At 63.8% G+C, this 18,325-nt stretch carries 15 protein-coding genes, 1 tRNA gene and 1 pseudogene; 11 read left to right on the forward strand and 6 right to left on the reverse strand.

Annotated features, from left to right (window positions below; genetic code table 11):
• Positions 1–3: 3 nt before the first annotated feature.
• Positions 4–2,634: a helix-turn-helix transcriptional regulator gene (locus A5784_RS29065; RefSeq protein ID WP_064948319.1), complete on the forward strand. Its 2,631-nt coding sequence runs from the start codon at positions 4–6 to the stop codon at positions 2,632–2,634.
• Positions 2,635–2,696: 62 nt separating this feature from the next.
• Here the strand turns inward: A5784_RS29065 and A5784_RS29070 are convergent, their stop codons facing one another.
• Positions 2,697–3,581, reverse strand: a complete 885-nt coding sequence (locus tag A5784_RS29070) for an alpha/beta fold hydrolase (RefSeq protein ID WP_064948320.1) — start codon at positions 3,579–3,581, stop codon at positions 2,697–2,699.
• A gap of 185 nt (positions 3,582–3,766) precedes the next feature.
• Between A5784_RS29070 and A5784_RS29075 the strand changes: the two genes are divergently transcribed.
• Both A5784_RS29075 and A5784_RS29080 read left to right on the forward strand, forming a co-directional pair.
• Positions 3,767–4,594, forward strand: a complete 828-nt coding sequence (locus A5784_RS29075) for a glycoside hydrolase family 16 protein (RefSeq protein WP_064948321.1) — start codon at positions 3,767–3,769, stop codon at positions 4,592–4,594.
• A gap of 413 nt (positions 4,595–5,007) precedes the next feature.
• A complete protein-coding gene (locus A5784_RS29080; protein WP_064948322.1) occupies positions 5,008–5,304 on the forward strand; it encodes a GNAT family N-acetyltransferase in 297 nt (98 codons plus the stop codon).
• A 6-nt stretch (positions 5,305–5,310) separates the two neighbouring features.
• Here the strand turns inward: A5784_RS29080 and A5784_RS29085 are convergent, their stop codons facing one another.
• Complete coding sequence (locus A5784_RS29085) at positions 5,311–5,940, reverse strand: cutinase family protein (protein WP_064948323.1); 630 nt, start codon at positions 5,938–5,940, stop codon at positions 5,311–5,313.
• A gap of 128 nt (positions 5,941–6,068) precedes the next feature.
• Between A5784_RS29085 and A5784_RS29090 the strand changes: the two genes are divergently transcribed.
• The 3 genes and pseudogenes from A5784_RS29090 to A5784_RS39885 all read left to right on the forward strand — a co-directional run.
• A complete protein-coding gene (locus A5784_RS29090) occupies positions 6,069–7,877 on the forward strand; it encodes a serine/threonine-protein kinase PknD (RefSeq protein ID WP_064948324.1) in 1,809 nt (602 codons plus the stop codon).
• A gap of 211 nt (positions 7,878–8,088) precedes the next feature.
• Positions 8,089–8,829, forward strand: a complete 741-nt coding sequence (locus A5784_RS29095) for a hypothetical protein (RefSeq protein ID WP_064948325.1) — start codon at positions 8,089–8,091, stop codon at positions 8,827–8,829.
• A gap of 518 nt (positions 8,830–9,347) precedes the next feature.
• Positions 9,348–9,510 (forward strand): annotated as a pseudogene (locus A5784_RS39885) (tyrosine-type recombinase/integrase); the annotation flags it as partial.
• Here the strand turns inward: A5784_RS39885 and A5784_RS29100 are convergent.
• The 3 genes from A5784_RS29100 to A5784_RS29110 form a co-directional block, all read right to left on the reverse strand.
• Entirely contained in the window at positions 9,507–10,631 is a 1,125-nt protein-coding gene (locus A5784_RS29100) for a DUF262 domain-containing protein (RefSeq protein ID WP_064948326.1), read from the reverse strand. The pseudogene A5784_RS39885 and the gene A5784_RS29100 overlap by 4 nt on opposite strands.
• The gene (locus A5784_RS29105) at positions 10,624–11,421 is read right to left on the reverse strand and encodes an FRG domain-containing protein (protein ID WP_064948327.1); all 798 of its coding nucleotides are present in this window, start codon (positions 11,419–11,421) and stop codon (positions 10,624–10,626) included. The genes A5784_RS29100 and A5784_RS29105 overlap by 8 nt, the downstream gene beginning before the upstream one ends.
• A gap of 177 nt (positions 11,422–11,598) precedes the next feature.
• Positions 11,599–11,672: transfer RNA gene (locus A5784_RS29110), tRNA-Leu, on the reverse strand.
• A 264-nt stretch (positions 11,673–11,936) separates the two neighbouring features.
• On the opposite strand from A5784_RS29110, the gene A5784_RS39385 reads away from it, so the two are divergent.
• On the forward strand, positions 11,937–12,167 hold the full coding sequence (locus tag A5784_RS39385) for a nitroreductase family deazaflavin-dependent oxidoreductase (protein ID WP_232006281.1): 231 nt from the start codon (positions 11,937–11,939) through the stop codon (positions 12,165–12,167).
• A gap of 132 nt (positions 12,168–12,299) precedes the next feature.
• Here A5784_RS39385 and A5784_RS29120 read toward each other — a convergent pair whose 3' ends face one another.
• The gene (locus A5784_RS29120) at positions 12,300–13,115 is read right to left on the reverse strand and encodes a type III PLP-dependent enzyme domain-containing protein (RefSeq protein WP_232006282.1); all 816 of its coding nucleotides are present in this window, start codon (positions 13,113–13,115) and stop codon (positions 12,300–12,302) included.
• A 458-nt stretch (positions 13,116–13,573) separates the two neighbouring features.
• Between A5784_RS29120 and A5784_RS29125 the strand changes: the two genes are divergently transcribed.
• From A5784_RS29125 to A5784_RS29140, 4 genes are read left to right on the forward strand one after another with little or no spacing between them, the layout of a single operon-like run.
• On the forward strand, positions 13,574–13,663 hold the full coding sequence (locus A5784_RS29125; RefSeq protein WP_064948328.1) for a potassium-transporting ATPase subunit F: 90 nt from the start codon (positions 13,574–13,576) through the stop codon (positions 13,661–13,663).
• Positions 13,663–15,333 carry a potassium-transporting ATPase subunit KdpA gene (gene kdpA, locus A5784_RS29130; RefSeq protein ID WP_064948329.1) on the forward strand — a complete coding sequence of 557 codons (1,671 nt, stop codon included), beginning with the start codon at positions 13,663–13,665 and terminating at the stop codon, positions 15,331–15,333. Before A5784_RS29125 ends, kdpA begins: the two co-directional genes overlap by 1 nt.
• Positions 15,333–17,462, forward strand: coding sequence for a potassium-transporting ATPase subunit KdpB (gene kdpB, locus A5784_RS29135; RefSeq protein WP_064948330.1), 2,130 nt, complete (start codon positions 15,333–15,335; stop codon positions 17,460–17,462). Before kdpA ends, kdpB begins: the two co-directional genes overlap by 1 nt.
• 3 nt (positions 17,463–17,465) lie before the next feature.
• Positions 17,466–18,320, forward strand: a complete 855-nt coding sequence (locus tag A5784_RS29140; protein ID WP_064948331.1) for a potassium-transporting ATPase subunit C — start codon at positions 17,466–17,468, stop codon at positions 18,318–18,320.
• Positions 18,321–18,325 lie beyond the last annotated feature (5 nt).

Here is an 18,325-nt window from a genome sequence, read left to right on the forward strand (position 1 = left end):
CGGGTGCGTGACCACTGGCCCCTGATCGGTCGGGAAGACGAATCGAGCGTGATCTCGGAACTTCTTGTCGCCCAGCAGTACCGGGGCGTGGTGCTGGCGGGCCGCGCAGGAGTCGGTAAGTCACGATTGGCGCGCGACGCCGCCGCAGCAGCGGCCGCACAGGGCTGGGCGGTACGCCACGTCGCCGCAACCGCGACCGGCCGCTCTGTTCCACTGGGAGCGTTCGCCCCCTGGACCGACGATTTCGACGGCGCCCCACTGACATTGGCGCGCAGGGTCATCAGCGCGATCACCGAAGGCACCGAACCAGGGCACCTGCTCTTACTGGTCGACGACGCCCATCTGCTCGACGAATTGTCGGCCCTGGTATTGCACCAGTTGGTCCTGCAGAGCGCGGCGCGCGTGATCATCACCATCCGCAACGGCGTCCCGCCCGCGGACGCGGTGACGGTCCTCTGGAAAGACGCTCTGCTGCGCAGAATCGAGCTACAACCCTTGTCCCGCAGGGAGTCCGACGAACTTCTGCAGGCCGCACTCGCCGTGCCTCCCGACCGCGACTGCACCGACCGAATGTGGCGGCTGACCCAAGGCAACGTGCTGTACCTACGACAGCTCGTAGAGCAGGAATGGGCCGCGGGGCGATTGACCCACGAACATGGCTGCACTCGCTGGATCGGCAACCCCCAGGTATCGCCATCGTTGGTCGACCTGGTGGAGCATCAGATCGGCACGGTCCCGGAAACGGTGCGTGATGTCGTCGACCTGGTCGCCGTCGCCGAACCCATCGACCGCAGCTGCCTGGCCGCACTCGTCGATCCCCTCGCGCTCGAAGAGGCGCAACAGCGGGAGTTGATCCGAACCTCCGACACCGGCGACGCGGTCTATGTCGGGCACCCGCTCTACGCCGAGGTCCGCCTCGAAAAATGCGGAGCGATCCGGCTGCGGCGCCTGCGCGGCGTGGTCGCCAAGGCGATGAAAGATGTTCCAGGCAGGTCGAACTCAGTTCGACGCGGCCTGCTCTGGCTGGAGTCTGACCTGCCCCCGGACGCCACGGTGCTTGCCGCCGCTGCGAGCGCGGCGAGTTCGCTGCTCGAATTCGGCCTGGCTGAGCGGTTGTCGAGGGCGGCGGCTAAAGCCGGTGACGCTGTCGAGGCACGGGTCGAGCTGGCCTACAACCTGCTGATGCTGCAAAAGGGCGACGATGCCGAAGAGGTTCTCGACTCCATTCCCTCCGGCTCCGTGCCGGCCTCGGCCTTCATCAACGACGTGATCCTGCGAGCCGCAAACCTGTTGTGGACTCAACAGTCACCTGAGGAGTCATGGCAAGTCATCGAGGATGCACTCGCCGATGCCAGCGACGACCGGGCCAGTCAGTTGCTGGCGTTCCGTGCCAACCAACTCGCGCTCGCCGGCCGACCCGGTGAAGTGCCCGCCGTGATGGCCAAGGTCGACTACGCGAGCCTCGACGCTTTCGGCTCGACCATCGGACTGTGCGCCGAAACGTTGGCATTTGCCGAGCTCGGACAAACTGCTACCGCGGTCGATAAGGCCGAACAGTGTTATCGCGTGGTGGATTCGTCGCCGCAGAGCAGTTTCCTGGGACAACCTCTCGCGGAGTTCCACACTTTCGCGCTGTTGACGGCGGGGTACCTCGGCAAAGCCGTCGAGGTCGCCGAAGCCCACCTGCGGCGCAGCAAGGAGCGCCCGGCCACCGCGCAATCGGTGGCCACCGCGATCGTCGGTTTCGCGGCACTGGCCGCCGGGGATCTTCGGGCTGCCCGCGACCACCTGTCGGCGCAGCCCGCCGACACCGAAACCAACTTCGTTCTGGCCAACAGCTACTACCGGTTTCGGCTTCTGCTGGCGCAGACACTGGCACGACTCGGTGACTTGGACGGCGCCGAGACCGCGTTCCGATCGGCTCGCGAGCACCAGCGCCCGGCCTACGTGTACGTCGAGAGCACCGCGTTGCTTGCCGATGCCTGGATCGCCGCAGGCCGCCAACGGATGGACGAGGCACGCCGAACAGCCTGGGAGGCAGCACGATTCGCCCGTGCTCACGAACAGTTCGCGCGCGAACTACTCTGCTTGCAGACCGCCGTGCAGTTCGGCGATACCACGGCGGCTGACCGCCTCGCCGAGCTTGCCGATGTGGTGGAGGGCCCCAGAGCGGGCCTCGCCGCGCGCTATGCGCAGGCCGTGTGCTCCGATGACGCCGACGAGTTAGACCGACTATCAACGGATTTCGAGGCCATGGGAGACATATTGGCGGCCGCCGACTGCTCCGGCCAGGCGGCTGCCGCTCACCGCAGGGCGGACAGGCGAGGAAGCGCGATGACCTCGGCCGAACGAGCGAGTCGGCTTGCCGCGGCCTGCGGCGGCGCGGTCAGCCCCGCCATCATCGGCGCTCGCCTGCCTGCGCCGTTCACTCAGCGGGAGCGGGAGATCGCCGTCCTGGTGGCACAAGGCCTCACCAACCGCCAGATCGCCGACACGGTGTCGCTGTCGGTGCGCACTGTGGAAGGACATGTGTATCGCGCCAGCTGCAAGGTGGGTGTGGGCGGGAGGTCCGAGCTTGCGCATGTGGTCAGGAATCTCACCGACTCTGCATCTGCCAAGCCCGGGCCGCGATGAGTTCGGGCACCAGCGCCTCGGTGAGCAGCTTTCCCTATTCAATCGGCATGCAGGGTTGGCGGCTAGCCTGCAGCGAGTTCCCGCGTGGCGATGCCGAAGATCTCGTCAGCGCAGCCGATCGCCACGAAGTGGCCAGCTCCTTCCACGGGATGCCATATCGCCCCGGGCATCCGGTCAGCTACCGCTTTGTTGATGGGCTCGGGAACCAGTCGGTCGTCCAGACCCTGCCATAGGTGGACCGGCCGCTCGATCCGGGACACATCGAAAGCCCAACGCCGGTAGAGCAATTCCGCATCAGCCACCAGCCCACCGCTGCCCTGGGCGAAACACTCTGCCATTTCTTCGGCGAAGGCGGATTCGATCTCGGGTCGCAGCAGGATCTGCCGGTCGTAGGCGTTGACGGCGTTTCGAATCTGTTTGACCAAGCTTCCGCCGAAACGCTTGGCCTCGAGACCGAGGATCGCGTACATGAGTCGGAAGCCGGGCGTGAAGTGCAGTGCGAGAATCGCGCCGACTCCATCAATGCGCGAGAGATACTGCCCGGCCGAGTTGTCCCCGAACGCTCCGTAACTGCCGGGAGCGATGCTCGAAACGTGCCGCAAGCGGGTGGGCTCGATGTAGGCCGTCGCCGCCAGCGCCCACGGGCCACCTTCCGACCAGCCCGCGACCCCGAATTCCTGATATCCCAGCGCGTCGGCGATGGCCGTGAGATCGGTGGCCCAGCCGGAGTACGTGCGAGCGCGCTGGGGGCTCGACCGTCCCATCCCGGGCCGGTCGACGCAAATGAGTCGGAGGCCATACCTGGATGCCGCGTCGGCAAAGAACTGCGCCTCGTACCGGCTACCGGGACCGCCGTGGTTGTGGATCACCAGCGAGCCGTCGGTGTCACCGAGCTCGACGTAGGCGAGCTTGCGCCCGTCCGGGGTCGTTACCAGCTGGGTCTCCATATCGACCTCTTCTGCTCGACACTGCTGCGATCGTAGAGCGCTAAGGGCACGGTTCGTTGAGATTGCCTACAGGGCTGTGATTCGCGACAAATCACGACCGTGGACGCAATCTCAACGCGTGCTGAGCCCCTGGTCAGGCCGTTCGATCCGTGCTTGAGCACGCGGCCCGGTTAAGGTAATCCGATATGGCTAACTTGGACCGTCGAAAGATGATGATGCTGTCGGGTCTCGGCGTCGTCGCAGCGGCTATGCCCATCCGGCAAGCCCAAGCCCTCCCGACCAGGCCCATTCCTGCGCCTGAGGCGCCGCAAGCCGCGATGAACTACGTGTTCGTGGATGAATTCGACGGCGCCGCCGGCTCGGCACCGGATGCGTCGAAGTGGACCATCGCCAAGGCCCGCGAGGTCATCCAGGACCCCACCTACTGGGAGCAGCCCGGACGCATCGGCCAGTACCGCGACGACCGCAAGAATGTCTTCATCGACGGCAAGTCGAACCTGGTCATCCGGGCCGCGAAGGAGGGCGACACCTACTACGGCGGCAAGCTGGCCAGCGTGTGGGAAGGCGGCGCCGGCCACACCTGGGAGGCGCGGATCAAGTTCAACTGCCTGACTCCGGGCGCGTGGCCGGCCTTCTGGCTGGGCAGCCTGGGCCAGGGTGAGCTCGACATCATCGAGTGGTACGGCAACGGCAAATGGCCCTCGGGCACCACGGTGCACGCCAAGTCCAACGGCGGTGAGTGGCAGACCCACAACGTCGCGGTGGACAACAACTGGCACACCTGGCGGACCCAGTGGGACGGCAACGGCGCCCGTTTCTGGCAGGACTACACCGACGGCGCGAAGCCCTACTTCGAGGTCGCCGCGAGCTCCTTGCCGGACTGGCCGTTCAATCAGCCCGGCTACACGATGTTCGTGGTGCTGAACCTCGCCGTCGCGGGATCCGGTGGAGAAGACCCCAGCGGGGGCACCTACCCGGCTGACATGCTCGTGGACTGGGTGCGCGTCTGGTAGGTCGGCCGGGGCGTCACCCGTCTGATCAGAGCGGTTTCGACGTGATCTCCAGCCATGCCTGGAATTCCCGTCGCTCGCAGCGTTTTCGCGCCCGGGTTCGGGGCTGTCGCGATCGCAGAAGCTCAGCACACGGCAGCCGTCTAGTGCTGTCGACGCGTTTTCCCGCTGTGGGGCGCATACGGCGCCGTCGAGCCACCACCACGACCAATGCCGCCGGCAGCATCGTCAGCACTGCAAACACCGCGTAGGCCATCGTCCGCGCCTTCTTTCTCGGGCTCATCGACGGGTACTACGTTCGTCGCCTGCGCGACGCAGCACTATCGCCCGAGGATTGATCTTTTGGCGGCCGACGGATGTAGCGCTAACCAGCACGAGCCCCGGCGGCGGGTTGGCCCGGGACTATCGTGGGACGGATGCTCGACAGAACCGGCGCAGAAACGCGCGTCCACGAACAGCCCGACCGGTTCATCATCGAGGTCGACGGCAAGACCGTCGGCCTCGCCGACTTCCGCGACGTCGACGGCCGCCGCATCTTCCCGCACACCGAGGTCCTGCCTCAATACCGAGGTCGTGGGCTTGCGACGATCCTCGTCGGCGAAGCCCTGCAGTCCACGCGTGCGGCGGGGTTACGGATCGTCCCGACGTGCTGGATGGTGGCCGAATACATCGACAAGCACCCGGAGTACGCCGAATTCACCGACGCCCGGTGAGACCGACTACAGCCGGCTAGCGACGAAATCGGCTGACTGCGCGACCTTTCCGGACTGCACATAGGACACGTGGGCACCCATGTCCCAGCCACCTTCCCAACAGATGGGGTCGGCCTGGTTGCACTGATCGATGGAGTTGGCGGCATACGGCGGCGCCAGCGTCGGCAGCGGTCCCCCGGCAAGCATTCCCGAGAAGCTCGTGCGCGGTGTGCCGAACAATGCGCTGGCCGCAACATGATCGGCGACCTGGGGTGACATCTCGTTGGTGGCCAGTTCGATGACCGCGGCACCCTGCGAGTAGCCACCGAGCACGATCTTGGTGTTCGGGCAGTTCGCAGCGGTCGACTCGATGAGTGACCGCGCCGCGTCGGCGCCGGTCGGCGGGCTGGAGCCGAAGTCATTGCTGGCCGGGTAATCGACGGCGGTTCCCTCGACCGACCGCGGTGCGACGCGGGCGCGCAGGTCATCGACGAACGGACCGCCCACGCTGCCCAAACCGGGCGGCTCGTTGGTGCCGCGGGCGAACACCACCGCGACGTCGGGGCACGGGGCGGCCGACGCCGGGGCCGACGCGACGATCGGGGCAACGGTGGCCAGGGCAGCACACGCCAACAGCAGAGCGGGCTTGGTCGTCATAGCAACCGATGGTAGGGGCGACGGCTTCGTTGTCCAGTTTCCTCGTCCGCGTAAGTGAGGCCAGAGCGCGGCTCTGCCTGCTTCAATGAACGCAAGCGTTGGCCACGCACGAGCAGGGTTGGCGGCACATGGATGACACAGTCGCAGGCGGCGGCGATGCCACGCAAGGCTCGGCACCCGCCGGGAAGTTCGGACGCTACGAGCTGCTGTCACTGATCGCCGCGGGTGGCATGGGTCAGGTGTGGCGGGCACGCGATTCGCAGACCAATCGAGTCGTCGCGCTGAAGGTGCTGCCCGAACATTCCGCCGACGATGAGGAGCCGCGTGAACGGTTCCGACGCGAGTGCCAGGCGGTGGCGCAGCTGACGGAGCCGCACGTCATACCGATCCACGACTTCGGTGACGTGGACGGTCGGCTCTTCCTGAACATGCGCCTGGTCGAAGGCACGGACCTGCGCACCCTGATCAAACAAGATGGTGCCCTGACGCCGACGCGTGCGGTGGCGATCATCTCTCAAGTGGCAGGCGCGCTGCAGGCTGCCCATGATGTGGGGCTGGTGCACCGCGACGTCAAACCCTCCAACATTCTGGTGTGCGCCAACGACTTCGCCTACCTGATCGACTTCGGCATCGCCCATGCCACCGAAGACCGCACACTGACCAAAGTCGGCGAAACCGTCGGCACCGCGGCCTATCTGGCGCCGGAGGCCGTCAGCACTGCCGCGAAAACCCATCCCCGTGTCGACGTGTACGCCCTGACCTGTGTGCTCTACGAATGCCTGACCGGCGGGCCGCCGTTTACCAGCGACATGGGCGTGCAGGGGTTGATCGCCCACCATTTGTACACTCCGCCACCACAACCCAGCGTCAACGCAGCCGGTGTGCCCGCAGCTTTCGACGCGGTGATCGCCAAGGGAATGGCCAAGAACCCCGACGATCGCTATCCGACCGTTCAAGCTCTGGCCGAGGCGGCTCGCGCCGCGGTGGTCAATCCTGAAGCGACTGAGACTACCGCTGCCTCTGCAGCTTCAGCGTCATCGCGCCGAATTAATCTGTCACGCAAGACTATCGGCGTGCTCGTCGCGGCCGTCGCCGTCGTGGCGGTCGCCATCACGGCCGTCGTCATCGTCAGCCGGCATTCATCGAGTAGTGGTGGTAAGCCGACGGCGGCCACGGGTAACTCAGCGGAGAGTCCGCTGCCGTTCACCGACGTACAACTCGTCACCGGCATAGCGGTAGACGCCGCAGGCACCGCATACGTCACCGACATCGGCAGAGACGAGGTGCTGCGGCTGGCGCCGGGTGCCAGTGCGCCGACGGTGCTGCCCTTCAATGGCCTCAAGAACCCCCGGGACGTAGCGGTCGACATGGCAGGCGACGTCTACGTTGCCGATTCGAGCAACGACCGGGTGTTGCGATTGGCGGCGGGCGCCCCAGCGGCGACGCCACTGCCGTTCAGCGGCCTCAACGATCCCCGAGGCGTCGCCGTCGACCCGGCAGGCGACGTCTACGTCACTGACCGGGGCAACAATCGGGTGCTGATGCTGCCAGCCGGCACCACAGCAGCGACCACGCTACCCTTCACCGGTCTCAACGATCCGCGAGGGGTAGCCGTCGAATCGACGGGCACCGTAGATGTGACCGATACGGGCAACAACCGGGTGCTCACCCTGCCAGCAGGCGCGACAGCGGCGACGGTGCTGCCCTTCAGCGGCCTCAACGACCCGCAAGGCCTGGCGGTCGACACCGCAGGCAACGTCTACGTCACCGACCGCGGTAACGCCGGGGTGCTTCAACTGCGCCGCGGCGCGACAGCAGCGACCCCACTCCCCTTCACGGGTCTCACCGATCCCCAAGGCGTGGCCGTCGACGGTCACGGCAACGTCTACATCACCGATGCGGGCCGCATTCCGGTGGTGAAGCTGGCGGTGGGGTGATATGCGCTCACCAGCCGGCTCGTTGTTACCCTCCAACACTTGGCAGATTTTATGGAGCGGCGAGCCGCTACCAGAGACCTGTCAAAACGCCTCGCCGCAAAGGTTGCGGACGGAGATCGGGGCGTCAGTACACCGCCGGCTTTGGGTTTTTGCTCGCAAACACGAGGGGTGGATACCGGTACTTGTCGGAGGTCGGTGCGACGATTACGCCGTGACGACGCTCAGCCCAACGCCAGCAGAAACAAAGCCGAAGCGCGCGTCCGAGCACACTGTCCTATTGCTAACGCTTCTCGCCATCGGCTTCGTAGCTTTAAGGATCCTGATCGTTTCGCGCGGAGACTCCGATACCCTGCGTGCCCTAGTCCAGAATTTGAATGTCACCGCCATAGTCCTTGCGACGATCCTGCCGCTGGTCACGACAGCGGTCGTCCTTACCTTCGTCCTCGCGATCCTCAACGCGTTCAACAAGGATCGCCGCCGCGAGCCGAATGCCATCGGCTCTATCGTCGCCACCGTCGTTCTCCTGGGACCGCTAACAGCTGCAATTTGCTGGTTCGCGATGCCGATGAAATACGTAGGGATAGCCGGAATCCTCAGTATCGTGCTTGTTTTCGTCTACCTGGGATCGTGGCGAAGCGACAAGTTCAAGCAGATGTTTCAGGCGCTCGGCGTGTTCTACATCATCGTGCTGCTCATCGCTGGGCTCTTCATTGTTATCGCCCAGGTCGGCGTTTGGCTACCGCGTGAGCGCTTGACTGTCGGAGCGTCGAAAACGGGAACGGTCTACGTCCTCTCGTCAGATGAGCAATGGACGAAATACCTTGACGGCGACACCCACAAAGTTCGCATCGTAGAAACCAAAGACGTCAAACAGCGTGAAACCATCACTAATCCCGACGACTGGCAAAACTTGACCCCGTCGCAACTCTGGCAGCGCCGAACAGCTGAGTAAGCAAACTGCTCCCCTCACTTCGACTGGCGCGCAACCAGATTCATCGGGATTCGTCTGGCAAATTGTGTTTTGCCTGTTAGTCGGCTTCGGGCTGGCAGGTGGCTTGACATACACCAGATGGCGCGTACTGGGCAGCCTCCCATCGCTCCAAAAACCAGCAAGCAGACCGCGCCGGATCAATCGCCCGCGCCAAGCGCACAGCCTCCGTCGAGCCCTCAAACTCCGCGTAACGAATTACCCGTCGATGTTTCGCTCAACCTTCTGCCAATATCCCTGACCGTGGTCACCGGTGTCGGCGGAATCGTCGCCTTGGTTGTCGCGTATCGAAAGCAGCGCCTCGGGGAGGCGCAGCCTCAGAGCGAGGGTTCTGGGGCGCGACGTGAAGACCAGAAGATGTATCCCGAACGGTCCTCAAAAGCGAGTGAGCTTTCGAGCGCTGAACGATCTGCGGACGCAGCCAGTATCGCGGCACCACGTAGTGCCACATGGAGTTACAGCACCGTTCGCGATGTGCTGGCAACTACATGCACGTGTCGAAGTGGCTCGGACACAGAACGTTCATCCTGACGCTAACCACCTACGCGGGCTACATCAACGAGGACGAACAGGCAACGCCGAAAGTTGGGCGCGGTGACGAAGGAGAACGTACTGCCGTTGGAGCGAAGAACCGCTTCAAGTTAGGCGCTGAACAGCGCACGTCCCCGTGGCAGGAACCGACTCATCCGAGTTTCGGTGCTTACACCGGTCGCAAAACTGGTCGTCATGTCAGGGCTTTCCCAGAACTCTTTGACTACGGAGTCAATGTCGGTCCGATATGGCGTTCCGCGCGCTATGTGAAACCCTAGGCCGAGCGCAATTACCTCGAATGACGTGTTCAAAAATGAACCCGTGAACCTATGCTCATCCGGCAACCAGCGCCTGAACGCGTTCTCGGAGCAATTATTTGCGATCAATTCAAATGTTGTATTGAAGTTCGCTTCGAGCAGCTCCCGATCGGTATCCGAATCTCCAGCCATAGCCAATGATTTATCGTCTAAGTACGACGAGAAGTTCTTGAGATCTTTGGCCTTAATGTCGTCCTCGTTGTGCAAAACGAGGAACCGTAAGACTAGCTCGATATCGTACTGTTCTTCAAGCAGACGTTCAGAAAGTTGAACTGAATCGCGAAAACTCTGCGAACGGGCAAGCGACTCAACCCATTTCAAGAACTGTGGATCAACACTGACGAGCAAACAACTGCGCAACTCCTGCGTAGTGAGTTGTGACCCGTAGCTGTTTAGCCGTTGGAATAGATCGTATTTGGTGTCACTTGAAGAATCCCGCTGAATGATCTGGACATCGATCCGCGCTCGCTTAATATCCCTCCGCTGAGCCATACCCAACGCTCGCGAATCTTCCTCTTCCTGCTCATTGATTGGCCAATAGCGGCCTTCCAGTGCTGGTAGGTATTTTGTTCCCTCAAGCACCAACCGATCGACCTTCTTGCCATCCTCACCAACTAAGAGTGCTTGAAGCTGCAGCAGAGTACTAACTCGCTGCAAGCCGTCAACAAGCTCCCATTCGCCACTTTTCGATGCGGCCACAAATATCGATGGGAGAGGGATGCCAAGTAGAATACTCTCGATGAGCCGCGATTTTTGCACGTCATCCCAACGAAAGAACCGTTGAAATTCGGGGTGCACAATGAGATCGCCGTCCGTGTACAACGATGTTAGCTCCCCAATCGACATCCCATAACGCTCAGTCGAGATTTCGCGTCGACGCTCAGTAATTTGATCCTCGAGATCAGAACTTTCAGGCATGGGAGGGCCATCCTTCGAGATCGGTGAGCTCTTTGGCCAGACTTGAGAGGTCCGGGAATATCATTGACTCCGTAAAGCCTAAGAACCTAAGCTCTTTCATCAGCGCGTTCGCTTCGCCCGAAAACACATATTTCCGTAGGTAGCTCGACCAAGGCGTGTCATCGTTCGGCAATTGGTCGAGACCCACACATATATCTCCGGAGATAGTAAATGTACCGCGCTGCGCCACTATTCGCGGGCTGTTGTGGACGCCATATAGCGCGACGGGATACTTTGCACGCTTCGCAAGCCTCGCCCCCGTTGAGATCGCAGGCTCCCAGCGCTGCGCCTCTTCGTCTGCGACCGTCAAGATACCGATGCCAGTGTCGGTGAGTTGAGGAATCTTCGAGTTCCATGCGAATGGGTCAAGCGTCCACACAGTTGGTTTCGCATCTGCGTCAGGAGCTGGCCCCAAGCCTGCAAAGTACGCTGCGACCAGCAGATTCTCACTCCAATCGAGCAGCCGCGTGGGAACACCGTGGTGCTGCATTAGGAAAAGGTGCTCCCACGGCTGCTGGGGATACCCTGCAGGCCAGAACGGTAGGCTGCGCTCGCGGAACCTAGCAAGTAGCCGAGCCTCCCGCTGGTGGATCTCATCCGTCGGCCGCGGATCACCGCGGAGAAGCTTGGGAACTAAGTGGTACTTGTGACTGTGCTGTCCCCGGAACCACAGAGGTCTGTCCTCGGAAAACTGACCCCAAACTTTGTCGACCAGATCACTAACCGAAGCGAACTCAATTTCTTCTACCATGCCCCCACCAACGTGTGACCCTCAGCAGGAGTGAGCATACGGGCCGAGGGTCCATCTTGGGCCGTGGTTGGCACCCTGAAGGTTGTTTACCCACGAATGTGGACGCGGAGGGCTCAAACGTGGGCCAGTCGAGCATGTGAGCGACACGAAAATTACCTTCTAGCAGCGCTTTCTCAGTGCCCCCAGTCGGACTCGAACCGACACTGTGCGGATTTTAAGTCCGCTGCCTCTGCCAATTGGGCTATGGGGGCCGTGACAGATCGTAAGCACGGTACCCGGGCACATCTTGGCCCCGATCATGCAGGTCAGGCATCACCCACAGCCCCGATCCAAACCCGTCAAAATCTTTGACGCCGCGCACATGAACACCATGCCAAGAAACCCGGGCAGACAACGCGGCGCATGTTTCAATACCCCACGGGGCAATAGGTTGGGGGGCAAGCGTGGCGAACAAACTAGCCGACGTAATTGCCACAGTGGCAGAACACATTTCATCGGTAGCGGGACCGCGTGCCATGCGCATACTCGCCCGCTTCAACAAGTACGTGACCAACCCGGTCCAGCGGATGTGGGCCCCGTATCTGCCCTACATGGCGGTCATCGAGCATGTGGGCCGCAAGTCAGGCGCCGGCTACCGCACGCCGGTCATGGCGTTCGTCGACAACAGCGCCATTACGGTGGTGCTGAACTACGGTGCGCACTCGGACTGGGTACGAAACGTCGAGGCCGCAACACGGCCGAGGTGATTCACCGGGGCAAGCGCTACCGCCTGGTCGATCCCCAGGTTCTCTCCCCCTCGACTCCCCTAACTTGCCGAGGGCCGTGCAGGGCATCAACACCTCCGCGCGCAGCGCCCTGCACGGCCGTCTCGCCACCGACTAACTCGCCAGCGGCATGCGGTTGGCCGGCTCGGCCAGCACGGTGACCACGGGCCGCGGGAACCGCAGCGTCGCGCACGCATCATCGAGCGTTTCGTCGACCGACGTGGCCACGTCGGCCAGATCGTCGGAGCCGTCGCCGAACGTGAAATCGCGCCCGCCCAAACCGATCCGGGTCAACACCACACCGTGGTCGCGACGGATCTGCGCCATCTCGGCCAGCATGTCACCGATGGCGGCCGGATAGCTGACGAAATGGTGCTCGTCGGGGCCGACCTCGCTGTAGAGGCCCACCAGATCCAGTCGTGGACAATCCAATACGGCGCTGTACGCATCCGTGGCATCACGGGTGTCGAAGCCGAATCCGACGCCTGCACCGCGGCGCGTGACGGCGACCAACACGCGCTGCTTGCGTCCCTTGGCCGAGGCAAGCTGCTCGATCTGATCCAGGGAATCGACCACGACTCTTCCGACACCCAGATTGACTGTGCAGAACAGCAATTCGTTGGCGTTCAACGCGCCGGCGTGGACAGTCATTCGAATAGGTGTTATATCGGCCGCGAGGGCGATACCCAATTCTCGGCTGGTGCGCACACCCACCGTCACCCCACAGTCCCGGGCCCACCGCGCGACCGCGCTGTCGGCAAGTGCCGACGCCGGAAGCGCCAACTCGACGGTGCCCAGGGAGCGCTGGGTGCTCGCGCAGCGGCGCACCGCTTCCGGCTCTGCCGCAGGCTGCGTTTCCGGATGTCGACTGGCCACCGACGCCGGCATGTGGGCCGAGAACATGGACTTGACGACCGTCGACAGCGTCACCGTAACCTCTTCACCACCGCGCCCGACTGGATGTCATTGGGCGCCTGGTTCCACGATCACTCCGCCGGATACCACATGACCAGTACTTTTGCGGTCTCTTGACGGTTCCGGCCCAAACCTTGACGCTGCGCTGACGAACACCCAATGGGGTGTAAATGCCCTGATGAGACGTCCTCTTGGCGCATCGACCAGCGCAATTCATGGCTTTTCGACGGCTCCGACGCCCCTGACGCAGGCGGGCGGAAGGAGACCGTAAAGGACCGCGACGCCGGCGTAAAGAAACCGTCAACGGCCCGCCCACCGACCGAAAACCGGGCCGATGCTGGGGCAGGCCCCGAAAGTCGGAGGCCTGTGAACGTGTCTTCGAATGGAGACAGCATGTCTGTCCTGATTTACATCGTGCTGACGGTGGCGATCTTCGCCCTCCTCGGCCTGGTGCAGAGGTTGGTCGAACGACTGTGAGCTACGAAAACATCATCGGCCTGATCCTGGCGGTTCTCATCGCCATCTTCGTGTTCGCCGCCCTGCTCTTCCCCGAGAGGTTCTAGTGACTGCCACCACCGCGGGGATCCTGTTCCTCGCATTGCTCGTCGCGGTGATCGTGCTGGTGCATGTGCCGTTGGGCGACTACATGTTCCGTGTCTACACCGGTGACAAGGACTCCCGCGCCGAACGGTTGATCTATCGCATGGTCGGAGCCGATCCCCGTTCCGAGCAGACGTGGGGCTCGTATGCCCGCAGCGTGCTCGCGTTCTCGGCCGTCAGCATCCTGTTCCTGTTCATCTTCCAGCTGGTCCAAGGCAAACTGCCGCTGCATCTTCATGATCCGGCCACCCCGATGACCCCTGCGCTGGCCTGGAACACCGCCGTCAGCTTCGTCACCAACACCAACTGGCAGGCCTACTCCGGCGAAACCACGCAGGGACACCTGGTGCAGATGGCCGGTTTGGCGGTGCAGAACTTTGTCTCCGCCGCAGTCGGCATGGCCGTCGCAGTGGCCCTGGTGCGTGGATTCGCGCGTCGTCACACCGGCGACCTCGGCAACTTCTGGGCCGACCTGGTCCGCGGCAGTATCCGCATCCTGCTGCCCATTTCGATCATCGGCGCCATCGTGCTCATCGCCGGGGGCGCCATCCAGAACTTCGCATTGCACGACCAGCTGGTCACCACGCTCAGTGGCGCGCAGCAGACCATCCCCGGCGGTCCGGTCGCCAGCCAGGAGGCCATCAAAGAGCTGGGCACCAACGGTGGCGGCTTCTACAACGCCAACTCGTCGCACCCGTTCGAGAACCCGACGACCTGGACCAACTGGTTCGAGATCTTCCTGATCCTGCTGATCCCGTTCTCGTTGCCGCGCACCTTCGGCCAGATGGTCAACAGCCGCAAGCAGGGCTACGCGATCGCCGCAGTGATGGGCGTCATCGCACTGCTGAGCACCAGCTTCATGATGTGGTTCCAGCTGCAGCATCACGGCACCGTCCCCGGCGCGGTCGGCAGCGCCATGGAAGGCGTCGAACAGCGCTTCGGCGTGGCTGATTCAGCGGTCTTCGCCTCGGCGACGACGCTGACCTCCACCGGCGCGGTCGACTCGTTCCACGACTCCTATACCAGCCTCGGCGGCATGATGACGATGTTCAACATGCAGCTCGGCGAGGTCGCACCCGGCGGTGTCGGGTCGGGGCTCTACGGCATGCTGATCCTGGCCATCATCACCGTGTTCGTGGCCGGACTCATGGTCGGACGCACCCCGGAGTACCTGGGCAAGAAGATCACCCCGCGTGAAATCAAGTTGGCGGCAAGTTATTTCCTGGTCACCCCTCTGATCGTGCTGACCGGCACCGCGGTGGCCATGGCCATGCCGGGCCAACGCGCCGGGATGCTCAATACGGGTCCGCACGGCCTCAGTGAAGTGCTCTACGCCTTCACCTCCGCTGCCAACAACAACGGCTCGGCCTTCGCCGGCATCAGCGTCAACACCGAGTGGTACAACACCGCGCTCGGCCTGGCGATGGTGTTCGGCCGGTTCCTGCCCATCGTGCTCGTGCTGGCGCTGGCGGGATCGCTTGCTGCCCAAGGCCACACACCCGAGTCGATCGGCACCCTGCCGACCCACCGGCCCCAGTTCGTCGGGATGGTCGTCGGCGTCACGGTGATCCTGGTCGCCCTCACCTTCCTGCCCATGCTCGCACTCGGGCCCCTCGCCGAAGGAATCCACTGATGTCTACCCCCACCGCCGAACGCGCGGTTTCCCATCAACCGAAATCCAAATCCGTCCCGAGCGGGCTAATCGACCCGGCGATGCTGTGGCGGTCGGTGCCCGACGCGTTGCGCAAGCTCGACCCCCGCTCGCTGTGGCGCAACCCGGTGATGTTCATCGTCGAACTCGGCGCCCTCTGGAGCACCGTGCTCGCGATTGCCGAGCCGACCTGGTTCGGCTGGCTGATCGTCGGCTGGCTGTGGCTGACCGTGGTGTTCGCCAATCTGGCCGAGGCGGTCGCCGAAGGCCGCGGTAAGGCGCAGGCCGAGTCGCTGCGAAAGACCAAGGCCGACACCATGGCCCGCCGACTCACCGAATCCGGTGTCGAAGAGTCGGTGCCCGCGCCGCAGCTCAGGCTCGGTGACATCGTGGTGGTCGAGGCCGGGCAGGTCATCCCCGGTGACGGCGACGTCGTGGAAGGCATTGCCTCGGTGGACGAATCGGCCATCACCGGTGAATCCGCCCCCGTCATCAGGGAATCGGGCGGCGACCGCTCGGCGGTCACCGGCGGCACCACGGTCCTCTCGGACCGCATCGTCGTGAAGATCACCCAGAAGCCCGGGGAAAGCTTCATCGACCGGATGATCGCGCTCGTCGAAGGCGCCAACCGGCAGAAGACACCCAACGAGATCGCCCTGAACATCCTGCTGGCGGCCCTGACGGTCATCTTCGTGTTCGCAGTCGCCACCCTGCAGCCACTGGCCATCTATTCCAAGGCCAACAACCCGGGTGTCCCAGACAGCCTGTCGCTCACCGCAAACGGCGTCAGCGGCATCGTGATGGTGGCGCTGCTGGTGTGCCTGATCCCGACGACCATCGGCGCGCTGCTGTCCGCCATCGGCATCGCTGGCATGGACCGGCTGGTACAGCGCAACGTGCTGGCCATGTCCGGGCGTGCCGTCGAGGCTGCCGGTGACGTCAACACCCTGCTGCTCGACAAGACCGGCACCATCACCCTGGGCAACCGGCAGGCCTCCGAGTTCATCCCACTGACCGGCGTATCGGCGGAGCAATTGGCCGACGCCGCCCAGCTGTCCAGCCTGGCCGACGAAACCCCCGAGGGCCGCTCGATCGTGGTGTTCGCCAAGGAGCATCACGGCCTGCGCGCCCGCACGCCGGGCGAACTCACGCACGCGCACTGGATCGAGTTCAGTGCCACCACCCGCATGTCCGGTGTCGACCTCGACGGGCACAAGCTGCGCAAGGGCGCCGCGAGCGCGGTCGCCGAGTGGGTGCGGGCTGAAGGCGGCAGCGTGCCAGAGGAGTTGGGCTCGATCGTCGACGCCATCTCCGGCGCCGGCGGCACCCCGCTGGTCGTCGGTCAGGTGGCCGCCGAGGGCGGCAGAGCTGAAGTGCTCGGCGTCATCCACCTCAAGGACGTCGTCAAGCAAGGCATGCGTGACCGGTTCGACGAGATGCGCAAGATGGGCATCCGCACGGTGATGATCACGGGCGACAACCCGTTGACCGCCAAGGCCATTGCCGACGAGGCGGGCGTCGACGACTTCCTCGCCGAGGCCACCCCGGAGGACAAGCTGGCCCTGATCAAGAAGGAGCAGGCCGGCGGCCGGCTCGTCGCGATGACCGGCGACGGCACCAACGACGCCCCCGCACTGGCCCAGGCCGACGTGGGCGTGGCGATGAACACCGGAACCTCGGCGGCCAAAGAAGCCGGCAACATGGTCGATCTCGACTCCGACCCGACCAAGCTCATCGAGATCGTGGAGATCGGCAAGCAGTTGCTGATCACGCGCGGCGCGCTGACCACGTTCTCGATCGCCAACGACATCGCCAAGTACTTCGCGATCATCCCGGCCATGTTCGTCGCGCTGTTCCCCGGCCTGGACCTGCTGAACATCATGCGGCTACACAGCCCGCAGTCGGCGATCCTGTCCGCGGTGATCTTCAACGCCATCGTGATCATCGCGCTGATCCCCCTGGCGCTCAAGGGTGTCCGCTACACGCCGAGCAGTGCGTCGAAGCTGTTGAGCCGCAACCTGTATCTGTACGGCCTCGGCGGCATCATCGCCCCGTTCATCGGCATCAAGCTCATCGACCTGCTTGTCCAACTCCTCCCCGGAATGTCGTAAACCATGCAAATCTCAAACCTGATCCGTCAACACATCGCCGCGCTGCGCGCACTGCTCGTCCTGACCGTCGTCCTGGGCATCGGCTACCCGCTGTTCATCTGGCTGGTGGCGCAGCTGCCGGGTCTCTCCAACAAAGCCGACGGCTCGATCGTCGAGGTCGGTGGAAAGCCGGTGGGCAGCAGTCTGATCGGGCAGTCGTTCACCGACACCGACGGCAAACCGCTTGCCCGCTACTTCCAGTCCCGTCCCTCGGCGGCAGGCAACGGCTACGACCCGATGGCCTCGGGTGCGAGCAACCTGGGCCCCGAAAGCGTCATCGACACACCGGAAAAGCCGAGCTTGCTGACCCAGGTGTGCACCCGCAGCCTCGATGTGGCCAAGCTCGACGGCACCACCGGCACCCGTCCGTTCTGCACCGGTGACGGCGTCGGCGCGGTGCTGGCGGTGATCGGCCCGCGCGATCCGCACGGCAACGTCGTGCACCCCACCAAGGTGGTCAGCGTCAACCAGGCATGCCCGGCCGTTCCGTTCCTGGCCAGCTATGAAGGCGTCCGCGTGGAGTGCGCGAAGCCCGGTGACGATTACAGCATCGGGCAGATAGTCCCGATCCGCGGTGCGGCCACGGCCGCGGTGCCCGCGGACGCGGTGACCGCAAGCGGCAGCGGGCTGGATCCGAACATCTCGCCGGAATATGCCGAACTTCAGGTGAACCGGGTGGCGAAGGCACGCAATCTGAATCCCGACGTGGTCCGCCAGTTGGTCGCCGAGCACACCGACGGCCGTACCCTGGGCTTCATCGGTGAGCCTCGCGTCAACGTGCTGGAACTCAACATCGCACTCGACCACCTGGGTGGATGATGGGT

The sequence above is a fragment of the Mycobacterium sp. 852013-50091_SCH5140682 genome (genome assembly GCF_001665685.1).
Classification (GTDB): Bacteria; Actinomycetota; Actinomycetes; order Mycobacteriales; family Mycobacteriaceae; genus Mycobacterium.